25 protein-coding genes and 2 tRNA genes are annotated in these 26,017 nt (G+C 45.7%); 12 read left to right on the top strand and 15 right to left on the bottom strand.

Annotated features, from left to right (window positions below; genetic code table 11):
• Positions 1-136: 136 nt before the first annotated feature.
• The 3 genes from J7W08_RS11920 to J7W08_RS11910 all read left to right on the top strand — a co-directional run bounded on the left by J7W08_RS11920 (position 137) and on the right by J7W08_RS11910 (position 4,539).
• Positions 137-1,207 (top strand): response regulator transcription factor, encoded by a 1,071-nt coding sequence (locus tag J7W08_RS11920; protein ID WP_048193693.1) that lies wholly within the window; start codon positions 137-139, stop codon positions 1,205-1,207.
• Between the two features lie 144 nt (positions 1,208-1,351).
• Complete coding sequence (locus J7W08_RS11915; RefSeq protein WP_233084645.1) at positions 1,352-3,949, top strand: valine--tRNA ligase; 2,598 nt, start codon at positions 1,352-1,354, stop codon at positions 3,947-3,949.
• Between the two features lie 59 nt (positions 3,950-4,008).
• A complete protein-coding gene (locus J7W08_RS11910; protein ID WP_233084644.1) occupies positions 4,009-4,539 on the top strand; it encodes a universal stress protein in 531 nt (176 codons plus the stop codon).
• Between the two features lie 109 nt (positions 4,540-4,648).
• Here the strand turns inward: J7W08_RS11910 and thiD are convergent, their stop codons facing one another.
• A complete protein-coding gene (gene thiD, locus J7W08_RS11905) occupies positions 4,649-6,019 on the bottom strand; it encodes a bifunctional hydroxymethylpyrimidine kinase/phosphomethylpyrimidine kinase (protein WP_233084643.1) in 1,371 nt (456 codons plus the stop codon).
• A 228-nt stretch (positions 6,020-6,247) separates the two neighbouring features.
• On the opposite strand from thiD, the gene J7W08_RS11900 reads away from it, so the two are divergent.
• The 3 genes from J7W08_RS11900 (at position 6,248) to purF (ending at position 8,215) form a co-directional block, all read left to right on the top strand.
• Positions 6,248-6,466, top strand: a complete 219-nt coding sequence (locus J7W08_RS11900) for an LSm family protein (RefSeq protein WP_048193690.1) — start codon at positions 6,248-6,250, stop codon at positions 6,464-6,466.
• Between the two features lie 124 nt (positions 6,467-6,590).
• Positions 6,591-6,761 (top strand): 50S ribosomal protein L37e, encoded by a 171-nt coding sequence (locus tag J7W08_RS11895; RefSeq protein WP_081955726.1) that lies wholly within the window; start codon positions 6,591-6,593, stop codon positions 6,759-6,761.
• A gap of 29 nt (positions 6,762-6,790) precedes the next feature.
• On the top strand, positions 6,791-8,215 hold the full coding sequence (purF, locus tag J7W08_RS11890) for an amidophosphoribosyltransferase (protein WP_233084642.1): 1,425 nt from the start codon (positions 6,791-6,793) through the stop codon (positions 8,213-8,215).
• Here purF and J7W08_RS11885 read toward each other — a convergent pair.
• Positions 8,212-8,730: a phosphatase PAP2 family protein gene (locus J7W08_RS11885; RefSeq protein ID WP_233084640.1), complete on the bottom strand. Its 519-nt coding sequence runs from the start codon at positions 8,728-8,730 to the stop codon at positions 8,212-8,214. The genes purF and J7W08_RS11885 overlap by 4 nt on opposite strands.
• A gap of 55 nt (positions 8,731-8,785) precedes the next feature.
• Between J7W08_RS11885 and J7W08_RS11880 the strand changes: the two genes are divergently transcribed.
• Entirely contained in the window at positions 8,786-12,400 is a 3,615-nt protein-coding gene (locus J7W08_RS11880) for a hydantoinase B/oxoprolinase family protein (RefSeq protein ID WP_233084639.1), read from the top strand.
• Between the two features lie 17 nt (positions 12,401-12,417).
• Here J7W08_RS11880 and J7W08_RS11875 read toward each other — a convergent pair whose 3' ends face one another.
• The 4 genes from J7W08_RS11875 to nth form a co-directional block, all read right to left on the bottom strand.
• A complete protein-coding gene (locus tag J7W08_RS11875; RefSeq protein ID WP_233084637.1) occupies positions 12,418-13,140 on the bottom strand; it encodes an AAA family ATPase in 723 nt (240 codons plus the stop codon).
• A gap of 67 nt (positions 13,141-13,207) precedes the next feature.
• Positions 13,208-14,302 (bottom strand): DNA polymerase IV, encoded by a 1,095-nt coding sequence (gene dinB / locus J7W08_RS11870; RefSeq protein ID WP_233084636.1) that lies wholly within the window; start codon positions 14,300-14,302, stop codon positions 13,208-13,210.
• A 181-nt stretch (positions 14,303-14,483) separates the two neighbouring features.
• Complete coding sequence (locus tag J7W08_RS11865; RefSeq protein ID WP_233084635.1) at positions 14,484-15,200, bottom strand: MJ1433 family protein; 717 nt, start codon at positions 15,198-15,200, stop codon at positions 14,484-14,486.
• 47 nt (positions 15,201-15,247) lie between these two features.
• On the bottom strand, positions 15,248-15,880 hold the full coding sequence (gene nth / locus J7W08_RS11860; RefSeq protein WP_233084634.1) for an endonuclease III: 633 nt from the start codon (positions 15,878-15,880) through the stop codon (positions 15,248-15,250).
• Positions 15,881-16,069: 189 nt separating this feature from the next.
• Here nth and J7W08_RS11855 point away from each other — a divergent pair, with 189 nt between their 5' ends.
• A complete protein-coding gene (locus J7W08_RS11855; RefSeq protein WP_233084633.1) occupies positions 16,070-17,470 on the top strand; it encodes an alanine/glycine:cation symporter family protein in 1,401 nt (466 codons plus the stop codon).
• Positions 17,471-17,579: 109 nt separating this feature from the next.
• Here the strand turns inward: J7W08_RS11855 and porB are convergent, their stop codons facing one another.
• The 5 genes from porB to J7W08_RS11830 all read right to left on the bottom strand — a co-directional run bounded on the left by porB (position 17,580) and on the right by J7W08_RS11830 (position 21,746).
• The gene (gene porB, locus J7W08_RS11850) at positions 17,580-18,455 is read right to left on the bottom strand and encodes a pyruvate synthase subunit PorB (protein ID WP_233084632.1); all 876 of its coding nucleotides are present in this window, start codon (positions 18,453-18,455) and stop codon (positions 17,580-17,582) included.
• Positions 18,452-19,666 carry a pyruvate synthase subunit PorA gene (porA, locus tag J7W08_RS11845; RefSeq protein WP_233084631.1) on the bottom strand — a complete coding sequence of 405 codons (1,215 nt, stop codon included), beginning with the start codon at positions 19,664-19,666 and terminating at the stop codon, positions 18,452-18,454. The genes porB and porA overlap by 4 nt, the downstream gene beginning before the upstream one ends.
• Positions 19,666-19,926: a pyruvate synthase subunit PorD gene (porD, locus tag J7W08_RS11840; RefSeq protein WP_233084630.1), complete on the bottom strand. Its 261-nt coding sequence runs from the start codon at positions 19,924-19,926 to the stop codon at positions 19,666-19,668. The genes porA and porD overlap by 1 nt, the downstream gene beginning before the upstream one ends.
• Before the next feature lie 3 nt (positions 19,927-19,929).
• Positions 19,930-20,472: a pyruvate ferredoxin oxidoreductase subunit gamma gene (locus J7W08_RS11835; protein WP_233084629.1), complete on the bottom strand. Its 543-nt coding sequence runs from the start codon at positions 20,470-20,472 to the stop codon at positions 19,930-19,932.
• A 320-nt stretch (positions 20,473-20,792) separates the two neighbouring features.
• Positions 20,793-21,746 carry a tRNA dihydrouridine synthase gene (locus tag J7W08_RS11830; protein WP_233084628.1) on the bottom strand — a complete coding sequence of 318 codons (954 nt, stop codon included), beginning with the start codon at positions 21,744-21,746 and terminating at the stop codon, positions 20,793-20,795.
• 149 nt (positions 21,747-21,895) lie between these two features.
• Between J7W08_RS11830 and J7W08_RS11825 the strand changes: the two genes are divergently transcribed.
• From J7W08_RS11825 to J7W08_RS11815, 3 genes are read left to right on the top strand one after another with little or no spacing between them, the layout of a single operon-like run.
• Positions 21,896-22,435, top strand: coding sequence for a dephospho-CoA kinase (locus J7W08_RS11825; RefSeq protein WP_233084626.1), 540 nt, complete (start codon positions 21,896-21,898; stop codon positions 22,433-22,435).
• A complete protein-coding gene (locus J7W08_RS11820; RefSeq protein WP_233084625.1) occupies positions 22,432-22,872 on the top strand; it encodes an RNA-binding domain-containing protein in 441 nt (146 codons plus the stop codon). The genes J7W08_RS11825 and J7W08_RS11820 overlap by 4 nt, the downstream gene beginning before the upstream one ends.
• Before the next feature lie 21 nt (positions 22,873-22,893).
• Positions 22,894-23,667, top strand: coding sequence for a sugar phosphate isomerase/epimerase family protein (locus J7W08_RS11815; protein WP_233084624.1), 774 nt, complete (start codon positions 22,894-22,896; stop codon positions 23,665-23,667).
• A gap of 83 nt (positions 23,668-23,750) precedes the next feature.
• Here the strand turns inward: J7W08_RS11815 and J7W08_RS11810 are convergent, their stop codons facing one another.
• Both J7W08_RS11810 and J7W08_RS11805 read right to left on the bottom strand, forming a co-directional pair.
• Entirely contained in the window at positions 23,751-23,930 is a 180-nt protein-coding gene (locus tag J7W08_RS11810; protein ID WP_048204603.1) for a ribbon-helix-helix domain-containing protein, read from the bottom strand.
• 149 nt (positions 23,931-24,079) lie between these two features.
• Positions 24,080-24,153 (bottom strand) — tRNA-Lys (locus J7W08_RS11805).
• Positions 24,154-24,187: 34 nt separating this feature from the next.
• Here J7W08_RS11805 and J7W08_RS11800 point away from each other — a divergent pair.
• Entirely contained in the window at positions 24,188-24,571 is a 384-nt protein-coding gene (locus J7W08_RS11800) for a hypothetical protein (protein ID WP_233084623.1), read from the top strand.
• A 36-nt stretch (positions 24,572-24,607) separates the two neighbouring features.
• Here J7W08_RS11800 and J7W08_RS11795 read toward each other — a convergent pair whose 3' ends face one another.
• Positions 24,608-25,537, bottom strand: a complete 930-nt coding sequence (locus J7W08_RS11795) for a hypothetical protein (RefSeq protein WP_233084622.1) — start codon at positions 25,535-25,537, stop codon at positions 24,608-24,610.
• A 330-nt stretch (positions 25,538-25,867) separates the two neighbouring features.
• Positions 25,868-25,941: transfer RNA gene (locus J7W08_RS11790), tRNA-Lys, on the bottom strand.
• Between the last annotated feature and the right edge of the window lie 76 nt (positions 25,942-26,017).

The raw sequence follows: 26,017 nt of genomic DNA, 5'->3' as shown, positions 1-26,017 counted from the left end.
TCGTTATCCTAAAACCTGATAATTATGCCATGTGATCAGAAAATACAGGTATTACCACATTAAAAAATACCATTTGATTTGAAAAGATTAATATTAGAAAAAAAACAATAGAATGTACTGAAATTGTGAGGGTAAGATGTCTGCAGAAGAAACTGATGAGATCATGGGCACGCTTTGTAAGGAACTAACCACAAAGAATGCATTATTGTTAGCACCGATCAATGTGTTCAGTGAAAGGATGATCTATCATTACACGCATTCTGCAATGAAGTTTGATCCTTCGCGCAACATTGTATGGCTTTGCCTTAAGACCTCCAGGAAGCATGTTCTTGAAAAATTTGAAGAATACGGTCTTGAAGTCGATGAGTTTATGGAAAGAATGTGGTTCATTGATACAGAGGGACCTGGCAAGAACGATCCTAATACATTTTATTGCAATTCTGTGACAGATTACATAAAGATCGGTTCACATACATCAAAGATATTTGGTCAAAAACCCGGATCTATCCTCGTTCTTGACGACCTTACAGTACTTTCCAAGGACAACCTGCAGATAGTAGAGAATTTTATTAAATTCCTTGAACGAAACGTTCGTGAAAATCAGGGCAGTATCATCTCCATGCTTGGAAAAGGCGCCCTTCCGGCTGAGACCGAAGGCCTGATGCGATCTTTCTTTGAAGTGATCATTGATATTACGGAACAGGGTAAATTGCATACAGACATCGGAATGAACATTCTTGATGCCCGCTATACCATCGTTGATGGAAAGATCGACCTGAGCTACAGTCAGAAAAAGATGCAAAAGGAAAGACTGAAGATCCTCGTCGTGGACGACGAACCAGATATTCCTGAACTGATCAGACTCTCACTTGCCACAGAACCCTACGATTTCCTGATAGCATATAGCGGAGAAGAAGCTGTAAAGAAAGCCATCGAAGAAGTCCCCGACCTGATCCTGCTGGATATCATGATGCCGGACATGGATGGATATGAGGTCGTAGAGAAACTCAAGCAGAACAGCGATGCCCAGGATATTGCAGTCATAATGGTCTCTGCAAAGACAGAGGTAGAGGACAAGCTCAAAGGTATGCAGCTTGGAATCGATGACTACATCTCAAAACCATTTGATAAAAGAGAGATCAATGCCCGTATCAAGATGGTCATGAAAAGGTTTGGATGGGAACCAAAAGAAACAGATTCCAACTAAAACCTTCTTTTTTTGTTTTTTAGCTTTTTTATACGAACTCATACAAAGCCATACCATAGTTCCAACCAGATATTTTAAATAATCTAAAACCTCTCAATCTAACAAAATATGCGATAACTGTTTACAAATAATCGGAGTGTTTTAATGGCGATTCCTAAAGAATACGATTCTAATGAAATTGAAGTAAAATGGCAGGACACCTGGGATATGTCTATGTATCATTTTGACTGGAAGGATGAAAGCCGTCCACAGTACATAATAGATACACCACCACCATATCCTACAGGAAATTTCCACATCGGGAATTCACTCAACTGGTGTTACATCGATTTCGTTGCACGATACAAGAGAATGCAGGGATTCAATGTAATGTTCCCACAGGGTTGGGACTGTCACGGCCTTCCTACCGAAGTAAAGGTAGAGGAGATCCACGGCATTACCAAGAACCAGATACCACGTACCGAGTTCAGAAAACTATGCGAGGAGATGACAGTCGGCAACATCGAGAAGATGCGCGCCACAATGCTTCGCCTCGGATTCTCCACTGACTGGAGCAATGAGTTCATCACAATGGACCCTGACTACTATGTCAAGACCCAGAGATCCTTTGTCAAGATGAAGGAAATGGGACGCTTATACCAGTCAGAGCACCCTGTGAACTGGTGTCCAAGATGTGAAACAGCTATTGCTTTTGCTGAGGTCGAATACGATGCAAGGGATACAAAACTGAACTTCCTGCACTTCGACAAACTGGAAATAGCAACCACAAGACCTGAATTGCTTGCAGCATGTGTGGCAGTTGCCATCAATCCTGATGACGAGAGATACAATGAGAATATCGGACAGACCGTGAAGGTACCATTGTTCGGCCACGATGTAAAGGTCATCGGGGACAAGGATGTAGATCCGGCATTTGGCACAGGTGTTGTCATGATCTGTACCTTTGGTGACAAGCAGGATGTCAGATGGTGGGCAGAGCACGATCTTCCACTGAGGAAGGCCATTGACAAGAACGGCCTCATCACAGAGATCGCAGGCAAGTATGCAGGCATGACAATTCCTGAATGCAAGGCAGCTATCATTGAGGACCTTAAGAAGGAAGGATACCTCTATGACCAGAAAACACTCGACCAGAATGTCGGTATGTGCTGGAGATGCAAGACCCCCATTGAGATCCTTTCCGAGCGCCAGTGGTTCGTGAAGATCGATAATGAGGACATACTCAAGACCGCCGATGAGATCGAGTGGTTGCCTGAGTACATGAAGGTAAGGCTCCAGAACTGGACAGGAACCATGGAATGGGACTGGTGTATCTCACGCCAGAGGATATTTGCAACACCAATACCTGTCTGGTACTGTAAGAAATGTGGAGAGGTCATGGTAGCAGAAGAAGAATGGTTACCAATGGACCCTACACAGGAACAGCCACCTGTAGCATGTAAATGTGGTTCCACTGACTTCGAAGCAGAAGAAGATGTACTTGACACCTGGATGGACTCTTCCCTCACAGCCCTGCACGTAGCAGGCTGGTTAAGCGACAAGGAGATGAGAAACCCAACACAGCTGCGTCCACAGGGACACGATATCATACGCACATGGGCATTCTACAGTATCCTGCGCTCAAAGGCGCTGACAGGCGAGAAACCCTGGGATTCCATACTTGTCAACGGAATGGTACTTGGAGAAGATGGTCACAAGATGAGCAAGTCACTTGGAAACATCATCTCACCGGAAGAAGTAATTGCAAAGTACAGTGCAGATTCATTCAGGCAGTGGGCTGCCGTAGGTGGCTCCACCGGATCAGATGTTATGTTCAGGTGGAAGGATGTCGTATCAGCATCACGATTCTTTACAAAGATGTGGAGTATCTACCGGTTCTCTATGTCACACCTTGAGGAGAACCTTTCCGACATCGTGAACACCAAACCTGAAGACCTTGCGATCATTGACAAATGGCTTCTGAGCAACCTTAACAAGCTTATCGTGTCAGTAACCGAAAGTCTTGATGCATATCAGTTCGATGAGGCTTACAAGTCCATCAGGGGATTTGCATGGGAGATCCTTGCAGACAACTATATCGAGCTTGTCAAATCCAGACTATACGGAGATGACGAAAATGCCCGTAAAGCTGCACAATACACGCTTTACCAGGCTATCGATGCTCTCTCACGCATGCTTGCACCTTTCGCACCATTCTTTGCTGAAGAGATGTACTCAAGGATCGGAGAAGGCAGCGTACACGCACAGGCCTGGCCGGAAGTTGACGAGTCACTCATCAGTGAATCCATCGAAAAGGACGGGGAGCTCATCAAGGAAATCGCTAGCAATGTCAGAAGATACAAGTCCGAATCAGGCATGGCACTAAATGCTCCTCTTGAGAAAATAGAGGTATACGGCACACTTGGAGACGCTTCCGACCTTATCGGCGTGACGAACTCAACCGTAGAGATCATCGAAGGCGAACCTGACTTTGAGCATGTTCCTGTGAACATCAAGCCGAACATGGGCATCATTGGTCCAAAGTTCAGGAAGCAGGCAGGAGCAATCATCAAGACCCTCACATCAATGGATCCTGTGGAAGTTGCCGACATCGCTTCAAAGGGCAACATCAACATAACAGTTGATGGCGAGGATATTGAACTTGAGCCTGAAAGTGTTGTAATTGAGAAAGAGGTCATCTCTGCCGGCAGGGCTGTGGATGTTCTTGATGTCAATGGTACGGTCGTAGTGATAGTCCGCTGACCAAAACAGTTATTTTTGCCCCCGCTCTAGTTTTATATAACTAAAAGCGGGGGTTTTTTATGGTTAATAAAGAGTACAACAAAATATTGATAGCTACCGACGGTTCTGAGAATGCAGAGAAAGCTGCAAGATCAGGAGTGAAGATAGCAGCTTTAAGCGGTGCTAAAGTACTTGCACTTTATGTTGTTGAGATGGAGACCGTAGGTGTTACTCCTGAAGCCGTCCACAGGGACTACGTCGCATCAATGAAAATGGCGGTCACCGAACACATGACCAGGGAACAATGGCATGAATTTGCCCGGGTGGCAGATGAGATGTGGAAAACCGAAAGGCACAAGCACCTCGAAGAGAAAGGCAATGCGGTTACATCCTATGTAGAAGACCTTTGCAAAGAGCTTGGCGCAGAGTTCGAACCCCGCGTAGAGGAGGGGCATCCTGCAAACGTTATTCTTGATATTGCAGAGAAAGAGAACGTGGACCTTTTGGTTATCGGGACACTTGGAAAGACCGCTGACGGCAGGTTCAGGCTTGGAAGTGTTGCGGAAAAGGTGATAAGAAATTCACCGACAGAACTTCTGGTCGTCAGATAAAGGATCAAGGCGATCTTTAAGATAAATATGACCTTAGATATGATCATAGATGCAATCTTAGATAAAGGTCAGATTAAGATAAAAATATTAAAAAAGGAAGAAGGAGACGTTAAGCCTCCAGAGCTGCAAGACGGTCTGCGATCTCCAGGGCGATACTTGCAACTTCTATTGCATCCCTTCCCAGAACACGGACCATTGGTTCTTTTCCCATACCGCCCGCATCAGAGATAATGGCGGGAACCCTTCCATAGGAATCAATTGCATAGGTCACACCCCAGTCCATGGTATGGGTGTGTTCCGGCTCTTCTGCACGGCTAAAAGAGGACATTGTAAGTCCCATATCCTCACAGACAGCCAACACGTTCCCTGAATAGCTTATGTTGACCGATGCACGGATCTCCGGATCGAACTCCATTGCCGCAAGAACGATCCTTGCAACATGGCTGCTTGCACCAAAGCTGACACAACCTACTACCTTTGGCCTGCCCTGAAGCCTGACGATCCTACCATTGACAGCAGCAACATCAGAGACCTTCCTTGCGTGCGGCAGGGCCATTGCTATGTTACAACCAACTTCTGCGACAAGCCTGGAGAAATTGAGACTGTCCTCAAGCATCCTAACGGCTTTTTCGGTATTATTTAACACATCATCCTTTGTTGCCATCATCTGAAGATAACCCATCTGATTCACAGGTGATACACCCTTACCGACATTTTTGCTCAGAAGGATGCCGTATTCAACAAATTCTTTTGCAGCTATGGCAGCATCTACAATAGAGTAGCCTCTTGCAAGATAAGCCGTAAGTGCTGAGGAGTAAGTGCACCCTGAGCCATGGGTACCACCTTCAATGAACCTTCCGGGCACCTCTGCAAAGAGATCACTTTCAGATTCGTAGACAAGGTCCACTGCATCAGAATGCCCTCCTGTGATCACTACATTCTTTACCCCGAGAGAAGCGATAACCTTTGCCGCTTCTTTGGCATCCTCACGTGAATTTATTGTGATGCCGGAAAGTAGCTGTGCCTCACCGATGTTGGGGGTTGTAGCATAGCTAAGGGGCAGCAGCTCTTCTTTCAGGACGGAAACGGCATCTTCCTTCAGAAGATCCCCGCCAGCCTCTGCGGCCATTACAGGATCCACGATGATATGAAGACCATATTCTTTCACACTTTTTGCCACTGACCTGACAATGTCAGCGGATGAAAGCATGCCTGACTTTGCCCACCTGACGTCCATATCAGTGCATACAGCTTCGATCTGGTCAGATACCACTGAAGGAGGGAGATCATATGCACTCTTCACGCCTGTGGTGTTCTGTGACGTTACTGAGGTTATGGCACATGTCCCGTGCACATTAAGTGACCCAAATGTCTTGATGTCAGCCTCTATACCTGCCCCACCGCCGGAATCAGACCCGGCGATGGTCAATACTACGGGAGTTACATCCATCTCATCCATGTTCTTGCCTTCCATAATCATGAAGTTCAAGATTGAACTTGTTAAATAAAAACCAAGTGGTTACATCGGAACTATCTGCCAGGATCATTAAAGAAATATCCCAACATAGACCGATCTTCGACAGGTTTATATAGAGTATTTGCAACAATGGAGATTCTAATCAAGAACTAAATCAAGAATTAAAACCTTATTAAGTTCGGAAATAACATAGCTTATCAAAATCATATAATGCATTAGGGGCGATTAATAATGGGAAACAGACCTCTGGATATATTGAACGATGCTTTGAACACATCTGTCATTGTCAGGCTAAAAGGCACAAGAGAATTTAGAGGTGTACTTCAGGGATATGATGTACACATGAACCTTGTACTTGAAGAGGCAGAAGAATTAAGTGACGGCGAAGTAGTACGCAAGATCGGTGGCGTTGTTATCAGAGGAGATAACGTTGTCTACGTGTCTCCGTAACCTATAAGAATAATAGGTGCATCAGGGATAAACCCACCAATATAATTACAGCTAACAACAGTTGAGATATACTGGAACATATTACATTATAGTACATTATAGATTTACAAAAGGTGATTAAGAGATGTCAAAAGGTACTCCATCAATGGGTAAGAGGCAAAAACGCACACACGCTAAATGCAGACGCTGTGGAAGCGTTTCACTCAACATCCATACAAAACAGTGCACATCATGCGGTTTCGGAAAAACATCACGCATGAGAAGCTACCAGTGGCAGAGAAAGTGCAAATACTAAATAAGGACTTATTCTCGATCGGAGCATAAATGAAAGAAGAATGCGGCGTTGTCGGGGTGTTGATGCATGACGCAGATGCACAGACGAAACCCGCTTCACTTCAGATATACTATGCTCTCTATGCCTTACAGCATAGAGGACAGGAATCTACCGGAATTACGGTCAAATGTGGAAAGACCGTCAAGTCCATTAAAGGCATGGGTCTTGTCCCGGAAGTTTATGCCAAAGAGGATCTTCTGAAACTCAAAGGTAACATTGGTGTCGGCCATGTCCGATACTCAACTACCGGCGACTCAAAGATCGAGAACTGTCAGCCATTAATGGTCAATTACAAGAGTGGTAACGTTGCCATTGCACACAACGGCAATCTTGTGAACGGCCATGAACTTCGGGACGAACTTGAATCCGAAGGTCGAATCTTTATTACTAATTCTGATACAGAGGTCATAGCACACCTTCTTGTTAAGGAACTGCTAAAACATGATCCTGTGCAATCTATCAAAGCCGTGATGTCAAGACTTAAGGGATCCTACTCCCTTGCCCTGATGATCGATGACAGGCTATTTGCTGCCCGTGACCCCCTGGGATTCAAACCATTATGCATAGGGGAGATCAGCGGCGGATATGTTGTTGCATCAGAGAGTGTGGCTATTGACACGCTCAACGGCAAACTTACAAGGGATGTAAAACCCGGCGAAGTTGTAGAGATCACAGACAATGGCTTTGAAAGCCACCAGATGTTCAACGAAAAGAACGCTGCACATTGTGTTTTCGAGTACATTTATTTTGCAAGACCGGATTCCATTATTGACGGACAGCTTGTTTACAAGGTTCGTGAAAAGATCGGAAGGGAACTTGCACGCGAGCATCCTGTAGAAGCCGACATGGTATCCCCCGTACCCGACTCAGGGATCACATCCGCCATCGGATATTCCGAAGAGTCCGGCATCGACTATCGGGAAGGCCTGATGAAGAACCGTTATATCGGCCGAACATTCATCCTGCCCGGACAGGCAATGCGGGAAACAGCAGTACGTCTTAAGATGAACACTATTTCCGAGAACCTCAAGGACAGAAAGGTCATTCTTATCGATGACAGCATCGTACGCGGAACTACATCACGCCGCATCATTGAAATGGTACGCAACGCCGGTGCAAAAGAGATACATGCAAGGATCGGAAGTCCTGCGATCATTGCCCCATGCTACCTTGGAATTGATATGGCCTCAAGGGACGAGCTTATAGCTGCCAAAAAACCACTTGAAATGGTCAAAGATGCCATAATTGCAGATTCACTTGGATACCTGAGCATCGATGGTCTTGTCAAGGCGATCGGTATTGACAGGAGTGAACTTTGCCTTGGATGCCTCACTGAAATTTACCCAGTAGAGATCCCCGGTGAAAAGTGCCACCGCAAGCAACTCAAACTTAATGAGTTCAAGAACGAGAATTAATCCATATTCTCTCTTTTTTGTACATATACAATTGTAAGAGCCTCCATTCTTATCCAGAGGTATCCTATCACAATACCAAGAATAGCACCAGCTATCACATCTGATGGATAATGGACCCCTGCAAACACACGGCTAATAGCCATAATTAAAGCACCAGTCCACAAAAGGGAACTGTACCTCCCTGCCATTGAATGCAAGAACATTGCTGCTGCAAATGCCATGCCTGAGTGAATACTTGGCATTGAATATCCTGATGCTTCTACAACAAACCGTACGTCCTCAGGTCTTGGCACCGTTAGCCAGGATTTAAGAACAGTGGCCGTTACCCACACAGATAATATCACCAGACCAAAATACACTGCTTTTCTTTTTGAGCCGGAAAGGTAAAGATATGACCCCATTAATAACCACAAAGTACCTTCACCCATAACAGAAAGGAACACCATAAGAGGATCCAGTACTGGATAGGAGTTCAGCATCTGAACTATCTGGACCTCCAGGGATGAGAACGACATAAATAATTGTAGGAACTGTATAGGATAAACATTTTTGCAATAGAGGTTCCCAAGCATGTCCAATAGTAAAAAATGGCATTTCTGGATCGACAGAGGCGGTACGTTCACTGATGTTGTCGCCATGAGACCGGATGGAAGGATCATTACACAAAAATTGCTCTCAGAAGACCCGGAGCACTATGAAGATGCAGCCATACAGGGTATACGCCGGACACTCGGGCTATCAAAAAATGATGAACTCCCCACAGAGAAAATAGAGTGCATCAAGATGGGAACCACCGTGGGAACAAATGCACTTCTGGAAAGGAAAGGCGAGCCATCTGCACTTGTGATAACCAAAGGCTTCAGGGATGCACTGCGGATAGGTTACCAGAACCGTCCGGAGATCTTCGCACTGGACATCAAACTGCCTGAAGTTCTCTATGAGCAAGTAATCGAAGTAGAAGAGAGGTTCAGTTCCCAAGGTGAAGAACTGATCGTGCCTGATGAAGAAAAGATCAGAAGGGATCTAGAACTCGTCTATGCTAACGGGATACGTTCGCTTGCAGTTGTGCTCATGCACTCATACAGATACCCCGAACATGAACTTACCATTGAGAGAATTGCACAGGAGATCGGTTTTAACAGCATCTCACTTTCCCACAACGTCAGTCCACTGATAAAGATCGTGGGTCGTGGAGAGACCACCATGGTCGATACCTACCTCTCGCCTGTCCTGCAGCGATATGTGGACAGGATACTTTCGACCCTCCATGCGGAGGGGCACAATACAAAATTGCTGTTCATGCAATCCAATGGCGGATTGACCGATGCAATGTCCTTCAGGGGGAAGGACAGCATCCTTTCAGGACCTGCAGGAGGGATAGTTGGAGCTGCCAGGGTCTCGGAGATGGCAGGATTTGAAAAGATCATCGGTTTCGACATGGGAGGAACATCCACCGATGTTGCACATTACAAAGGAGAATATGAGCGTTCCTTTGAGAACGAGGTCGCGGGAATACACCTCTATTCACCAATGATGAACATCCATACAGTTGCAGCCGGAGGAGGGTCCATCCTCCATTTTGAAGAAGGAAGATATCAGGTTGGACCTGATTCTGCAGGTTCCGATCCCGGCCCTTCCTGTTACAGACGTGGAGGTCCACTGACAGTTACAGACTGCAATGTGATGCTATCCAGGATCATCCCCGGGTTCTTCCCCAATGTTTTCGGACAATCCGGAACAATGCAAATGGATGCTGATGTAGTACGCTCTCATTTTTCCGAACTTGCATCGAAAATATCTGCAGACACAGGAGAGAAGACAACACCTGAACAGGTTGCTGAAGGTTTCCTGACCGTTGCCGTGGAGAACATGGCAAACGCGATCAAGAAGATCTCAACGCAGAGAGGATATGACCTGAAGGATTACACATTGTGCTGTTTCGGCGGTGCAGGTGCCCAGCATGCATGTCTCGTTGCGGATTCCCTCGGAATGTCACGTGTGTTCATACATCCCCATGCCGGAGTATTATCAGCGTATGGAATGGGGCTTGCAGACCAGAGGATGATCCTTGAGAGATCTGTGGAAAAAGAACTTACAGGTAAAGTGATCAGTGAGATCCAAAGATCGTTCGAAGAACTGGAAAAAGAGGGCTCTGCTGAAATGAAAGAACAGGGAGTTTCGGAAGAAAATATTGTCCTCGAACGTAAGGTGCATGTGAAATATGGAGGCACTGACACATCCCTTGAGATCGGCTTTGGAAAGATCGAAACGATCGTGGAAAACTTCCTTGAAACTCACAAAGATCAGTTCGGTTTTGTCATGGAAGACCGCAACCTTGTAATTTCCAGCATTTCACTGGAGATCATTGGACTAAATGAGATCCCGGAAGAGAACATCAGTAACGAAGTAGCAGAAGGCGAGTGTTCCCATGAAACAACCGTTGAGATGTACGCATACGGAGAATACCACCAGACTCCAGTATTCATAAGAAAATGCCTGAAACCCGGGCATGTGGTGAAAGGGGCTGCGCTCATAATCGAAGACACGACCACCATTGTTGTGGAGCCTTCATGGAAAGCAGAGATCACGCCGCAGAACCACATTGTACTAACTCGCACAGAACCAACGGCAGAACACGTTGCTATTGGCACTGATGCTGACCCTGTAATGCTAGAAGTTTTCAACAACCGCTTCATGTCCATTGCCGAACAGATGGGGTACCGTTTGCAAAACACCGCACATTCGGTCAATATAAAGGAACGTCTGGACTTTTCCTGTGCTCTTTTCGACAACAAAGGGAACCTTATAGCAAACGCCCCCCACATCCCGGTTCACTTGGGATCAATGGAGGAATCGGTCAAGGCAATGATCCGATCCACTAAAGGAAAAATGAAAGCAGGTGATGCCTACATGCTCAATTCCCCATATGCCGGAGGCACACATCTTCCAGATATTACTGTTATCTCACCTGTTTTTTGCGAAACAGAAGAAGTGCATTTCTATGTGGCTTCCCGTGGCCATCATGCGGACATAGGAGGGTTGACACCCGGGTCCATGCCACCAAAGAGCAGGAGAATATACGAAGAGGGGATCCTGATAGAGAATTTCAAACTGATGGACAAGGGAGCATTCCAGGAAGCGGATACCCTGAAATTATTGACATCGAACGACCACCCATCACGCAATCCTCAACAGAATATCGCAGACCTCAAAGCCCAGGTGGCTGCCAATGAAAAAGGGATACAACAGCTTGAGAAAATGGTGGAAAAATATTCACTTGAAACTGTCAGTTCATACATGCAGCATGTACAGGACAACGCCGAGGAAGCTGTCAGAAAGGTTATCGAAGTACTGCATGACGGCAGTTTTACCTACACACTTGATGACGGCAGCCAGATATGTGTCAATATTACCATCGATCATGAGAAACGCTCTGCATGCATCGATCTTACCGGCACCTCGCCACAGCAGGAGAGTAACTTCAATGCACCTGCCTCGATCTGCAGGGCTGCTGTGCTCTATGTTTTCCGCACCTTGGTAAAAGAGAACATCCCGCTGAACGCAGGATGCATGAAACCACTTGAGATCATCATACCACAGGAGTGCCTTTTGAATCCATCATATCCTGCTGCAGTGGTGGCAGGAAATGTCGAGACTTCACAGTACATTGTCGATTCCCTCTATGCTGCATTAGGAGTAATGGCAGCATCACAGGGGACAATGAACAATTTCACCTTCGGTAACCACGAATACCAGTATTATGAGACCATCTGCGGAGGTTCGGGAGCAGGAGATGGCTTTAACGGAACCGATGCTGTGCAGACACATATGACCAACTCCCGGATAACCGACCCGGAGGTACTTGAACTGCGTTTCCCCGTACTGCTTGAAGAGTTCTCAATAAGGGAAGGAAGCGGAGGAAAGGGTCGATACAATGGAGGTAACGGCGTGGTCCGCAAGGTACGCTTCCTTGAAAAAATGAAAGCAGCGATCCTTTCTTCACACAGGAAATACCCCCCTTTCGGAATGAGCGGTGCAGATGGAGGCAAATGCGGCAGGAACATAGTAATCAGAAAGAGTGGAGAATGCGAGGAGATCGAAGGGACTGCTCAGATAGATATGTATGAGGGCGATGTCTTTGTGGTAGAGACTCCAGGCGGCGGCGGGTTCGGGCAGCCAGATTAAAAGTTAAAAAATAATAGTCAGCGGAAAAGTTCCCTGAAATACCGCTCCCTTGCATTGAGGAAATCCTTTGTGATATTGTAATGGTCTGTATCCCCATACTCGACTTCGGTTATGCGGTCGCCATCAAAGTCGAGGATCTGGGAATTGGGATAACCCATGAGTATAGGAGAATGTGTGGCAATAATGAACTGTGCCTTGCCCCTCAATTCCATGTCATGTATTATCTTCAGCAGCGACAACTGCCTCAAAGGAGAGAGTGCAGCTTCCGGTTCATCAAGGAGATAGAGGCCATTTCCAAAACGGTTGTTGAAAAGAGTAAGGAATGACTCACCATGAGAGCGTTCGTGAAGGGATTTTCCACCATAGGCATCATATGCCCTCCCGTCAATTTTCTGAAGCTCATCAATATGAGATGCAAAATTGTAGAACGTTTCCGACCTCAGGAAAAAGCCTTCAGTTACCTTTGGCATCCACGAGAAACGAAGATGTTCACCGAACACGGATGAAGACTTTTCAACATCGTAAAGGTTGTTGCGGCTTCCCCCTGCAGTATTGAAACCTGCCTGATGGGCTATGGCTTCCAGCAAAGTGGATTTACCGGATCCGTTCTCACCTACAAAGAAAGTTACATTGCTTGTTAGTTCAAGTTCCCGAAAGTTCCTGATAACAGGAATTGTAAAAGGGTAAGTATTTTCATCAATTTCTTTCGAGTCCCTTAGTGAAATTGTCCTTAAGAACATTAGCCATCGTCCCTTTTATTATGAATAAATAAATATCAGTAACTTTCACCATACCAAAAGATAATTCTTAGAAAAACTCCGCCAGTGTTTTCTGACCCTTGTTTTCCTGAAGATTCCCAACACGCACACCGATACGCCTGAGATTAAGCCTACTGTTATCCAGCAACTCACCCATTATCTGATAGGATACCTCCCGAAGAATTGCCTTTTCTGCAACAGGATGATTTAGAGTGTGGCTTTTAGTTACGGTCTTGAAGTTCGAATAAATAGCAGTTACTGTAACAGACCTGAAAGATACACTTCGTGCCTGAACTTTTCCGAACACATCGTCCACAAGCTCATCCAGCAGAGATAGCACAAGATCGCTCTTGCGAGTATCATGGGTCAGCGAAGCCATCCTCCCTATCTGGTCAGAGCTGGTCTTCTCCTTTACCGGACTGTCATCGATACCCGATGCAGCCATTTTGAGCCACGTACCACGAGTCTTTCCGAAAGCTCCGATCAGCTCCTGAACATCCCGCCCTGCAAGCTGGCTCACGGTCTCAATGCCCATCTCTGCCAGCTTATCTTCGGTGACATTGCCTATACCCCAGAGCTTTGAAACAGGCATCTCATTCAGGAAATCTCCTACCTCCCCTTCCCGGATAAGAGTGATACCGTCCGGTTTCTGCCGGGAGGATGCCATCTTGGCAATGATCTTGTTAGGACCAATACCCACCGAGCAGGTAAGACCCTCCATCTCCTTTACATCCGCTTTGATACGCTCTGCGATCTGCTCTGCTCTGCCAAAGTCACCACCTGCCCCATCGGTGATCTCTATGAAAGCCTCATCGATACTTATCTTCTCAAAAAGCTCGCCATCACCATCAGCGTATGACCTGAGGATCTCCATTATCCGGTTTGAGACCTCTGTATAGAACTCTTTCCTGACCGGCAGGTATACAGCATCCGGCTTGATGGACTTCGCAAGCCTGCAGGGCATTGCCGAATGTATCCCTGCCTCCCTTGCAATGTAATTGCAGGTGCTTACCGCCCCCCCTTCCTCACCCCTGTTGGAATACATGCACACAACGACCGCCTTGTCCTTAATTGAAGGGTCTTCACGCTCTTCGATGGCGGCATAAAAGTAGTCCATATCAACATGGAGGATAACTCGGGACATTGTAAAGAGATAGTATATAGGAAGTTGGTTTTAAGTATTTGGCAAGTGGAGTGAAAGTGAAGAAAGAAGAAAACTCAACCTAATAGATGAGAACTTCCATGAATTTGAAATGCTCATGGAAACTCTCATGAATTTTCATATTTAGGTCATCAGCGAATTGTTGCCAAACAGCATTAAGTCGTTACTGAACTATCACACTTGCATTCTTATCGAATGGATTCGTCCTCATCGCAAGTGAGAACAGGAACGGATAATTGGCTTTCTGATACTGCATGTACACCAGCCATTCGCGTGCCAGTAAACTGTAAACCCTTTTAATGTCACCTGAAAGATGCATCTTGTCAGAATCCGGAAGAGCTGAAAGGTCTTCCCTGTAATCCAATTCCTCTGTCATGTGGAATACAGCCCTGAGGAGCTCGGTGAAGGGATCATGCTCGAACATTATCGGGTTCTGTAACAGAGATGCCATGTACGCTCTTTTGCTGACCAGTGACGAAGAAAATGGCACCAGATCGATCTTACTTGCATCAACATTGTAATCATAATTCTTAAGAAAGCTCTCAAGGTTTGAGAACTCACTTTCTGACCACACGTCCTTTATGACAAATTTCTCCCTTACCCTGCCAAGGTCCGGATCTGCGTCAGAGATCACTGTAAGAAGATTGGTACCAACCTCACTGAAAAAGCTCCCAATAATCATGTTCAGTTTTTCCACCTGGTGTTTTTTCTCGATACGCTCAAGGAAGTGGTGGATGATCAAAGAGGCAATCAGAACTTCCATTGGTACAAAGGCTATCCTACCTACAAGATAGATCGAGATATGGTGCATGTCATGGAATATGAGGTAATGTATCAGGTGGAGGATAGCCGATACCAGAACAAGGCCAAATCCAAACATTAAATATTTTGAACGGATATTCATCTTAATTACTCCCAACATTATTTTTATTCGATCCTTGAAGGACACAGATCTGCAACAACACAAATTCCACACTTCGGCTTTTTTGCATCACAAACCCGACGTCCGTGAAGGATAAGTGTCATTGAAAGATCATCCCATTCAGCCTGATCCCCAAGTTTCATAAGATCCTGTTCGATCTTCTTCGGGTCAGTATTCTCAGTAAGCCCAAGTTTGCCGGAGACCCTTTTCACGTGTGTGTCCACGGCAATGCCTTCAACTTTGCCAAACCCCCTCGCAAGAACGATGTTGGCAGTCTTCCTTGCGACCCCGGGGAGAGAGGTCAGGTCTTCCATGGTATCCGGAACCTTGCCTTCAAAATCAGAGATTATCAGCTGTGATGACCTTTTGATGTTCTTAGATTTTGCCCGATAGAACCCGGTGGAATATATCTCCTTTTCAAGATCATTGATATCAGCTGCAGCAAGAGACCCTGCGTCAGGATACTTGCTGAAAAGCTCAGCTGTAACCCTGTTCACCTGTGCATCTGTGCACTGTGCTGAAAGGATAGTCGCGATCAGGAGCTCGAACTCGTTAGTGTAATCCAGCTCAGGTTGCGGATCAGGATATTCGTTTTTAAGTATAGACCATATCTGGTCGAAGTTCTCTGTATTGTCCATTGTGATCCTCACAGCTATTTTGTTAGCACAATACAAAACGTTTTCCTGAAATGAAATGAAATGAATTGAATTGGATCAAGAGTTGAGCTAATAAGTGACTCAACAATTGAATTAAGGAAAGTATCCTGCAACAGACATACAGAAAGAACCATTGAAATAAATATACTTTAAGAGCCTATAGAGAATAATATGGATTTTCTGAACCTGTTCAGTCCCGAAACTGATATTCTCAGTATTCTCAGGAACATCGATAGCTTTGTCTGGGGACCACCATTGCTGCTCTTCCTTGTGGGAACAGGAGTATACCTCACGCTTAGCCTCGGTTTCATACAGGTCTTCAGGTTACCTCTGGCATTGCGTTATGTGATAAGCCCAGAGCCTTCAGACAACGATAATGCTGGAGATATTTCCAGCTTCGCAGCCCTGACAACGGCCCTTGCAGCTACAATTGGAACAGGGAACATCGTGGGTGTTGCCACTGCTATCAAGGCAGGAGGACCTGGTGCTCTTTTCTGGATGTGGCTGGCAGCGTTCTTCGGAATGGCAATAAAATATGCCGAATGCATGCTTGCAGTAAAGTACAGGACCGTCGATGAGAACGGACAGATGGCAGGCGGACCCATGCACTACATAACTAACGGCCTTTCGGACAAGTTCTATAGCAGACCACTTGCGGTCTTTTTCGCCTTTAGTGGCATCGGTGTTGCATTCTTCGGGATAGGCATCTTCCCACAGGTCAATGCGATCGCTGATTCAGCAGCTATAACACTCAATGTCCCCCCATTCTACACTGCAGTTGTAATTACTGTACTTGTGGCCATGGTAACGATCGGCGGTATCCGAAGCATATCGAAGGTCGCACAGGTAGCAGTTCCATTCATGGCAATAGCCTATGTGCTGGGATGTTTGCTCATAATAGCCACAAATGCCACCGCACTCCCTTCAACGATTTCACTGATCATAAATTCCGCTTTCACACCGACAGCTGCAGCAGGTGGCTTCCTCGGCTCCACCATGATCCTCGCGGTCCAGATGGGGATCGCAAGAGGAGTGTTCTCCAATGAGTCGGGACTTGGAAGTGCACCAATAGCAGCAGCAGCAGCCCGGATAAAGGAGCCTGCCAAACAGGGCCTCATTTCTATGACAGGGACATTCTTCGACACAATAATCCTCTGCACAATGACGGGGATCGTCCTTGTAATGACAGGATCCTGGACAAGTGAATACGAAGGTGCTTACATGACCAGCTATGCATTTTCCACAGGTCTTGAAAGCATCGGGATCTACATTGTCGGAATAGGACTGATGTTCTTTGCATTTACGACCATACTTGGCTGGAACTACTACGGAGAAAGATGTGTGGAATTCCTTGTGGGTGTCCGGGGGATCATGCCCTACAGGATCATCTACATCGCACTTGTAGGAGGCGGAGTCTACCTTACACTTGATACCATCTGGATCCTTGCAGACATTGTCAACGGACTTATGGTGATCCCGAACCTGATAGCTATCCTGGCATTACGCAAGATAATATCTCATGAGACCAGAAAATACTTTGATGGGCTTAAAGAGGAAAAAGACAGCTATTGAGCTATATTTGAATTGAAATAATAAGGGCAGGAAAAACAGGAAAGTAACAGTTATACAAGACCAGGAACGATAAAAAATAGAATAAAATAAAAAGAAATGAGATTCGGGTTTACTGTAACCCGAATTTCTCAATGTTCTTGTCAGCGAGCGCCTGGATCTGTTTTATGAAATCGTCTCCGCCTTCCTTTGTGAAAAGGTGCTTGAAACGGCGCTGCATCTTGAGATAATCTTCTACTGGTTTTGGATTCTTGATCTTCTTGACCTTGGTGATCTCACCATCTTCCATTTCATAGAGTGGCCAGAGGCATGTCTCTACTGCCATCTTTGCGACCTCTACGGTCTTGGAAGTATCGAATCCCCATCCTGTTGTACATGGTGAATGTGCATGCACATAGGTAGGACCTTCTACATCGACTGCTGTCTTGACCTTCCTGATCATATCCTTTGGATATCCGATGGAAGTTGTAGCAATGTATGGTGAACCATGTGCAGCTATGATAGCAGGCATGTTCTTCTTTGGACGGATGTTACCGAAAGATACTGTACCGGATGGACTTGTTGTGGTAGATGCAGCAAATGGTGTTGCACCACTTCTCTGTACACCGGTGTTCATGTATGCTTCGTTGTCGATACAGACGAATGTGAAATCGTGTCCACGCTCGAATGCACCGGATACGGAGCGCATACCGATATCAAGGGTTGCACCGTCACCGCCCATTGCAATGATCTTTGTGTTGCCCATCTCGCCTTTTGCCTTGAGTGCAGCTTCAATGCCTGATGCGACTGCTGCGTTGTTCTCAAAGAGTGAGTGGATCCATGGGATTTCCCATGAGGATTCAGGATATGGGGTGGTCATAACTTCAAGACATCCGGTAGGACTTACAACAATACAGTCCTCGCCGGCAGCCATGAGTGTGAACTTTGCAGCCATTGCGTCACAGCAACCTGCGCATCCCCTGTGTCCTGGTGCTAAAAGTGATTTCATAACAACTCCTCCTTCAGGTCAGTAAACTGACTTTCGACACTGATACCTGAATCGATTACTTTCTTTGCCTCATCGATGATGTTCTCGATGGTCTCTACAGGAATGTCACGACCTCCATGACCGATCATGAAGCCGATCACAGGAACATCGATCTTAGTGTTGTAAAGGCTTGCTTTGGTCTCAGTGAAGAGCGCACCTTCGTTAAGACCGATAGAGATGTTCTTATCGAGTGCCACAACGACCTTTGCATCCTTGATAACATTATGAATAGCTTCAACTGGGAACGGACGGAAGGACCTTACCTTCAATAAGCCGACCTTGACGCCTTTTGCCCTGAGCGTGTCAATGACATCCTTGATAGTACCTACAATTGAGCCCATTGCCATGAGGACGATATCTGCATCATCTGTCTCATATGTGTCAATAAGGCCACCGTAGTACCTGCCAAAGAGGTCATAGAACTCGTCTGCAGCATCTTCGATCGTTTTCAGTGCTTTGTTCATTGCCTGCTGCTGCAGGAATCTGAACTCAGTGTAAGAGTTTGGATCTGCGAATGCACCGAAGGTCTTTGGGTTCTTCGGATCGAGCTTGAACTCAGGCTCGAATGGTGGCAGGTATTCTGCTACAAGGTCATCGTCAAGAAGTACAACAGGTTCGTAGACGTGGGACAGGATGAAACCGTCCATACAGGTCATTACCGGAAGCAGGACATCAGGGTCCTCAGCGATCTTGAATGCCTGTGCAGTCATATCGGAAACTTCCTGTGTATCCTCTGCATAGAGCTGGATCCAGCCAGTGTCTCTCTGGGAGATGGAATCCTGCTGGTCGTTCCAGATGTTGATAGGTGCACTTACTGCCCTGTTTGCAACGGTCATTACAACAGGTAATCTCATACCTGAAACGTTGAAAAGGACCTCGTGCATGAGTTCAAGACCCTGGGAAGTTGTTGCAGAGTAGCTTCTTGCGCCTGCTGCGGATGAACCTACCAATGCGGAAAGGGCAGAGAACTCTGATTCTACCATGATGTATTCACAGTTTGGGATTTCCCCGTCAGCCATGAACTGTGAAAGGTCTTCCACAATATGTGTCTGAGGGGTGATAGGATATGCTGAGATAACATTTGGCCTGCAGGATTTTACAGCGCTTGCAACTGCATATGAACCCTCGACGACGACCATGTCCTTCTTGTCTTTCTCAAAATCACGCTTCATTATTTCTCCTCCAGAACCATTTCAATAGCGTCCTTTGGACATTCGTTAGCACAAATACCGCATCCTTTGCAGAAGTCATAGTTGAACTCAAAGAAACCATCGTCCTTTGGATCTATAGACATATCCGGACATAAGAGTTCACAGAGCTTGCATTTGATGCATTTGTCATAATCATAGACTGGTTTGAATGTTCTCCATCCGCCGGTCTTGTTAACAAGAGTGGAACCTGGAGCACAGACTCCTCCTGGTGGGATTGTCATAATTTAAGCCTCCATCATCATATCGTAGGCTTTCTGGATAGCCTCTGCGTTCTTCTCACCGACCTTGCCGGGGAAGCGCTCCATAACAGCTTCCTTGATGGATGCAGGGTCGATAAGACCGGATGCACCTGCGAAAGCACCTAAGAGAACAGTGTTCACAATAGGCCTTCCAATAATATCAAGGGCGATCTTTGTAGCGTTGACCGTCATGATCTTAGCATTGGTGTCAAGGTCGAAGTGTTCCGGATCAAAATCACTGTTAATAAGAATGATTCCGTCGTCCTTTGCACCGCTTGCGATACTGACTACTTCGAGGAGTGTTGGGTCCTGGACGATAACATAGTCCGGCTCGTATACCTGAGCCCTGAGTCTGATAGGATCATCATTGATCCTTGTAAATGCCTGAACCGGTGCACCACGGCGTTCCACACCAAAAGCAGGGAATGCCTGGCTGAACTTACCATCAGCAAAAGCTGCAACAGCCAGCAGCTCGGCAGCAGTAACAGAACCCTGTCCGCCTCTACCGTGTATTCTTATTTCTTTCATGTGTATTCTCCGTAAGACAATAAGTTATAATTATTCGATAATGAACAGCTACCACATTCGTTTTGGACAAGGTCCAATAGTATTCGGAATGTATCGCCAAAAGGCATGAACCTTTAGACCGTAGTTGTTTTTCACACACATTGACTGCCAAAAATATATATCGCAGTCTAAATGCAATGTTTAATTGTGTACAATCCTAATTACTATTTAGTCTTTCGGTAAATCGATGAAAAAAACTAACCCTAAAATAGAAGAATATGTTTGAAAAACGGCATCATGCGACAGTTATGATATTTAATGCACATATGTACAAAATGTTATTAAGAATCATTCCCGCACATATTCCGAATGCATTCCACAAGAGAAACGTGGGAATCGGCATTACCCATCTCCATACGCATACGCCTGCTATCTTTTAAGCCCCTTGTGAACCACTGCGAATGTGCCTTCATGTTCACATGTGACGTCAGATCGAACTTTTCCAGCAGTTCAATGTATTCAAGTAGATCATCCCTGCGTTGTCCACAGCAAGTTCCAATGACCTCACCGTCCTCAAGGTAACGGGATATTCGATAGAAAACATGAGGGTCACCCATCGCTGCCCTCCCGACCATCAACCCGTCACATCCGGTATATTCCAGAATACGTTTTGCAGACTCACCATCTTTTACGTCCCCATTGGCGATAACCGGAATTGAGAGTTCCTCTTTGATGCGCTTTGCATAACTATGGTCTGCAAACCCCTGATAGCCTTGCTCCCTTGTACGTCCATGGACAGTGATCGCACAGACACCAGCTTCTTCCAGCCGGGTAGCAATATCAAGAGTGTCATCCACGCTTTCAAGAATACGTATCTTTGCACTTACCGGCGTGTTCACGTTCTCACAAAGATCCCTGAAGATCTCACTCACAATTTCAGGTGAGCGAAGTAGTGCGGAACCACACCCGGCACTTGTAATAGTAGGTGATGGACATCCAAGGTTAATGTCAATTACCACCGGCTCGAACATTTCCTCAATAGCAAGTGCTGCAGTAGTTATCGTTTCAGGACAGTGACCAAATAACTGCACTCCAAAAGGACGCTCTTCCTCACAGGTCATTCCCCGAAGGAAAGACTTCTCATTACCGTGTACAACTGCATCTGAACTTATCATCTCAGTAAATGTCAGGGACGCGCCATATCTTTTGCACATCAGCCTGAAGGCCAGATTCGTCACATCCGCCATAGGTGCAAGCAAAAGGTTACCAGTAAGATCCACGCCGCCCAGTCTCATATTAAGCTCAACTCACACAAAGACATACTGATATATAAAATCAAAACCTTGATAATCCCGTTCACCATACATATAATATACACTAATCAGTGTAATGAACATTATAATTTCAATATATTATTACTTAAACCACAACAGGATCACAAAATATGAAGATCATAGCTTTTGTAGGAATGCCGGCAGCAGGCAAATCCGTAGCATCAGATGTTGTAAAGGAAGAAAATATCGATGTTGTAAACATGGGAGATGTTATACGCGACGAGGTCAAAGCAAGAGGGCTCGACCCCACAGATGCCAACACCGGCGGCGTGGCAAACGACCTGCGAGATAAGGAAGGCATGGATGCTGTTGCAAAGCGTTGTGTTCCAAAGATAGAGGCTTTAGGAAAAGACCTTGTCGTTGTGGATGGTGTACGCGGAATAGCAGAGGTCACATTTTTCAAGGAGCATTTCGGAGACGATTTTACACTGGTCTTCATCGATGCACCTCTGGAAACACGCTTTGAAAGGGTCACGAACCGTGGCAGAAGCGATGATATGACCGATATCGAAGCATTGAAGATAAGAGATGAACGGGAACTTGGATGGGGACTTGCAGAAGCCATCAAAGTGGCAGACATAACTGTCGATAACACCGACACCATCGATGCATTCAGGAATACTATCAATGAAATACTGGAGAACACATGATAGAAGTAAAAGTCAGAACTGCCGTCAATCCCACAGAGGATAAGGAACGTGTTGAGAAGGCAGTCATGAACATGTTCCCGCTTATAGAGATAGAAACAGTAACTACCGACGAAGGTGATTTCATCGAAGGTAACGGTGATATCGAGAGTCTCAGGAACATTCATGACCTGTTCAGGAGAGAACTTATCATTGATACTGCCCGCACCAGACTGGAAGCAGGCAGTTACAGGAATCCGACAAGAAGCAGATTCCTCATTAACAAGCAGGTAGCAACAATAGGTAAATTGAATTTAGCTACCCAGGATGAACCCCTCGGATCCATACACGTTGATATAACGACAGATACCGCGGAAGAGATGGAGATACTCATCGAGTGGTTAGCACCACCAACAGAGGAAGGAATACCACTCTTTGAACCTGAAATGCCAAAGCTCTAAAACCCCCGGAAGTGAGATAGCATGGACGTCAGCAGATTAAGTTTCTCATCAAATGCAGTCCTTGAGGAACCCTTCCCATGGGTCTATGAACTTGAGGACATAGGCTTTACAGGCTGGGAGATGGTACAGGAAGGTACCCAGTGCCTTAGCGAAGAAAATCTGCCAAAGATCAGGGAAGTACTTGAGACCACAAATCTTGTGCTTACCATGCACATGCCATTCTCGGACATGAACATGGCAGGCCTCAATCCAGGCATACACGGAGAAGTGCTCAGGCAAATGAAGAACTACCTCACCCTGGCATCCGGACTTGTGGAAGTTGCAGTCGTGCACCCCGGATACCTTTCACCATACGGAAAGAAGGTGCCTGAACGTGCATGGGATACGAACGTCCGTTCAATCCGGGAACTATGTGATACTGCTGAAGAATATGGCATCTCCATTGCTGTGGAGAATATGCCCGATTTCCCGATGATATTTGGCAGGGAACCTGATGAAATATTAAGGATACTGGACGATGTTGACCGTGACAACGTCGCAATGACCCTGGACGTGGGACATGCGAACACAACAGGACACCTCGAGGAATTCCTTGAAAAATGCAGGGACAGGATATTGCATGTACACCTTCATGACAACATGGGCAAGAGAGATGAGCATCTCCCCGCAGGCAGGGGTTCTGTCAACTGGGAAGCTGTGAAAAAAGGATTATCCGGTTACAAGGGCAGGCTCGTCACCGAGATGAGCAGCCTGGAAGAAGGAAGAGAAAGTCTGAATTTCCTAAAAGGGCTTTGAGACTTAGCCTTTTTCTTATTTTTTAAATTTATATTTTCGATCCCCATTTAGTTCGAACTAAATGGATTTGCATTAAAAAGCCATCAGGGCCTTTCCTGATCCAACCTTCCATGCCTCCGGTCGATATCATCCATCATGTCAAGCATCTTGCGGATGGCAGTTCTTATAGCATCGGACTGGCTGACGAACTTCCTGTCATTTCCTACATGTGCGTTCAGGTCGTCAAGAAGTTCCTGTGGAATATCAACACTTACTTTTGGCATTGTTCTCACCTAAAGATGGAAATTAGTATGCAACACTATACGTGGCATAGGTTATCAATATGATATGTAAGACATCATAAGCATTACAGTAGTTAATTATTCAATATAGTTATTCAATAATTATTCCGAAAAAAGATATGAATTGAAAGCGGGCCGGAAGGGATTTGAACCCTCGGCCGATGGATTAAGAGTCCATCGCTCTGCCTGACTAAGCTACCGGCCCAATTCTATTGAAGCTGGCTTCCATAGGTATTTTCATGATATATAGGTTTCGGAAGAAAGGGAATTCAATCCATCCGGATCTGCAACAGAATTGTTCATTTATACCTTTTCCACAGATAAACGAGTATCAGGAATACAAGAAGTGGGATAGCCAGGAGCTGCAACAGGAAAATGACCATGAAGCCGACAAGAGATATAGTATCCTGCAAATGGGACACATTTCTTGGCACAGGAGTCATCTTACCATCCCCGGCGTTGCCGTTCGGATCGGTCTTGATCAGGAAGGCATCTTCCCCTCCGGGTCCCTGAGAGGAAGTGACACCTGTGAGTACATATCCCCCATCAGTGGATTGTTTGACGGAAAAGCCCCGGTCTTCACCACCGCCTCCAAACGATTTCTCCCATTCTTTATTACCTGATGAATCGGTTTTTATAAGACAGACATCAACATTGTCCTAACCTGCATAGTAACTGCCGGTTAAAATATAGCCACCCTCGAGAGTTTGTTGGACAGCATAAGCAGTTCCCGTACCAAATTCCTCAAATGTCTTACTCCATTCCGTATTACCGAAATGATCTGTTTTGGTAAGCTGTAGATCGTACCCAATCTCACCGGCTATAACATAACCTCCATCCGCAGTTTGCCAGACAGAGCGGCCGTCCACGCCTGTTTTATTCCACTCCTCATTGCCATCAGAATCGGTTTTGATAAGCCAGCTACCCCCCGTTACAATATACCCACCATCTGAAATCTGTATAACATCTCGCCCGCCTTCATGTTCAGAACCGCCGAATACTTTATCCCATTCTTTAGTGCCATTGGAATCCGTTTTGATAAGCCAGATGTTTTCCCCATACGGACCGTACGAGTATGTGGAACCAGTAACAATATATCCCCCGTCCGAAGTCTGCACAACAGCAAATCCCATTTCGTCTTCAGGGCCACCGAATGTTTTATCCCACTCCTTTCTGCCTTCAGTATCGGTCTTGATAAGCCAGACATCACGATTGTTTCCCCCATACTCACCGGCTATGATGTAACCCCCATCGGAGGTTTGTTGTACGGATTGGCCTTCATTACCATATTGAGAATCAAAAAGCCTGAACCACTGGAGAGTGCCGGAAGCATCGGTCTTGATAAGGCAGACTCCTTCCGTTACCCAATTAGTATCATCAAATTCATCCACGATCAGATTTTCAGGATAGCTGCTGTAATAACCTGTCAGTACATACCCTCCATCAGTGGTCTGCTGGACAGAATAGCCAGCGACACTATCATTGGATTTTCCGAAAAAAATCTGTACCCATTCCGGATCAAGAGATTCCCCCGTTCCTCCATTGACAACACCCATTGAAAATACGAGGAAGAGTACACACATAAGCATACAGACTTTCACTACCGGGATAACGTTTGTTTTATTCACACATACCGCCACATTACAAACTAAATTTTGTGAAAATTATTATTTTGTTATATGATTGATAATATCACATAATAAGTTTTTGTAGGTAGACCGAGCAAATGTATTGAGCATTACTCCGGGTTTATAGACGAAAATAAAACTGCCCCAAAATAGTCTACAAAATTCGGGAGGAAGATAAGATCCCATGAGAAACATTTGTAAGCCTGATATCAACAATGATCCGATTGTAAATAGTCAGATTGAAATTTAAAGATAGAGAATTAGAATATAGAATTAGCATCTCATAAAAAGCGGGCCGGAAGGGATTTGAACCCTCGGCCGATGGATTAAGAGTCCATCGCTCTGCCTGACTAAGCTACCGGCCCAACGCATGTATGAGTAGTTCCCCCCATACGTAGTACCCACATATATACATATCGGAAGAGAGGAGACATAGCCCCT

The sequence above is a fragment of the Methanococcoides orientis genome (genome assembly GCF_021184045.1).
In the GTDB taxonomy this organism is placed as follows: Archaea; Halobacteriota; Methanosarcinia; order Methanosarcinales; family Methanosarcinaceae; genus Methanococcoides; species Methanococcoides orientis.
This window is presented reverse-complemented; position numbering and strand designations above follow the sequence as displayed.

Coding starts and splice junctions, on each gene's coding strand:
- J7W08_RS11920 (WP_048193693.1), top strand. CDS start 137: ATGTCTGCAGAAGAAACTGATGAGATCATGGGCACGCTTTGTAAGGAA.
- J7W08_RS11915 (WP_233084645.1), top strand. CDS start 1,352: ATGGCGATTCCTAAAGAATACGATTCTAATGAAATTGAAGTAAAATGG.
- J7W08_RS11910 (WP_233084644.1), top strand. CDS start 4,009: ATGGTTAATAAAGAGTACAACAAAATATTGATAGCTACCGACGGTTCT.
- thiD (WP_233084643.1), bottom strand. CDS start 6,019: ATGATTATGGAAGGCAAGAACATGGATGAGATGGATGTAACTCCCGTA.
- J7W08_RS11900 (WP_048193690.1), top strand. CDS start 6,248: ATGGGAAACAGACCTCTGGATATATTGAACGATGCTTTGAACACATCT.
- J7W08_RS11895 (WP_081955726.1), top strand. CDS start 6,591: ATGTCAAAAGGTACTCCATCAATGGGTAAGAGGCAAAAACGCACACAC.
- purF (WP_233084642.1), top strand. CDS start 6,791: ATGAAAGAAGAATGCGGCGTTGTCGGGGTGTTGATGCATGACGCAGAT.
- J7W08_RS11885 (WP_233084640.1), bottom strand. CDS start 8,730: ATGTCGTTCTCATCCCTGGAGGTCCAGATAGTTCAGATGCTGAACTCC.
- J7W08_RS11880 (WP_233084639.1), top strand. CDS start 8,786: ATGTCCAATAGTAAAAAATGGCATTTCTGGATCGACAGAGGCGGTACG.
- J7W08_RS11875 (WP_233084637.1), bottom strand. CDS start 13,140: ATGTTCTTAAGGACAATTTCACTAAGGGACTCGAAAGAAATTGATGAA.
- dinB (WP_233084636.1), bottom strand. CDS start 14,302: ATGTCCCGAGTTATCCTCCATGTTGATATGGACTACTTTTATGCCGCC.
- J7W08_RS11865 (WP_233084635.1), bottom strand. CDS start 15,200: ATGTTTGGATTTGGCCTTGTTCTGGTATCGGCTATCCTCCACCTGATA.
- nth (WP_233084634.1), bottom strand. CDS start 15,880: ATGGACAATACAGAGAACTTCGACCAGATATGGTCTATACTTAAAAAC.
- J7W08_RS11855 (WP_233084633.1), top strand. CDS start 16,070: ATGGATTTTCTGAACCTGTTCAGTCCCGAAACTGATATTCTCAGTATT.
- porB (WP_233084632.1), bottom strand. CDS start 18,455: ATGAAATCACTTTTAGCACCAGGACACAGGGGATGCGCAGGTTGCTGT.
- porA (WP_233084631.1), bottom strand. CDS start 19,666: ATGAAGCGTGATTTTGAGAAAGACAAGAAGGACATGGTCGTCGTCGAG.
- porD (WP_233084630.1), bottom strand. CDS start 19,926: ATGACAATCCCACCAGGAGGAGTCTGTGCTCCAGGTTCCACTCTTGTT.
- J7W08_RS11835 (WP_233084629.1), bottom strand. CDS start 20,472: ATGAAAGAAATAAGAATACACGGTAGAGGCGGACAGGGTTCTGTTACT.
- J7W08_RS11830 (WP_233084628.1), bottom strand. CDS start 21,746: ATGAGACTGGGCGGCGTGGATCTTACTGGTAACCTTTTGCTTGCACCT.
- J7W08_RS11825 (WP_233084626.1), top strand. CDS start 21,896: ATGAAGATCATAGCTTTTGTAGGAATGCCGGCAGCAGGCAAATCCGTA.
- J7W08_RS11820 (WP_233084625.1), top strand. CDS start 22,432: ATGATAGAAGTAAAAGTCAGAACTGCCGTCAATCCCACAGAGGATAAG.
- J7W08_RS11815 (WP_233084624.1), top strand. CDS start 22,894: ATGGACGTCAGCAGATTAAGTTTCTCATCAAATGCAGTCCTTGAGGAA.
- J7W08_RS11810 (WP_048204603.1), bottom strand. CDS start 23,930: ATGCCAAAAGTAAGTGTTGATATTCCACAGGAACTTCTTGACGACCTG.
- J7W08_RS11800 (WP_233084623.1), top strand. CDS start 24,188: ATGATATATAGGTTTCGGAAGAAAGGGAATTCAATCCATCCGGATCTG.
- J7W08_RS11795 (WP_233084622.1), bottom strand. CDS start 25,537: ATGCTTATGTGTGTACTCTTCCTCGTATTTTCAATGGGTGTTGTCAAT.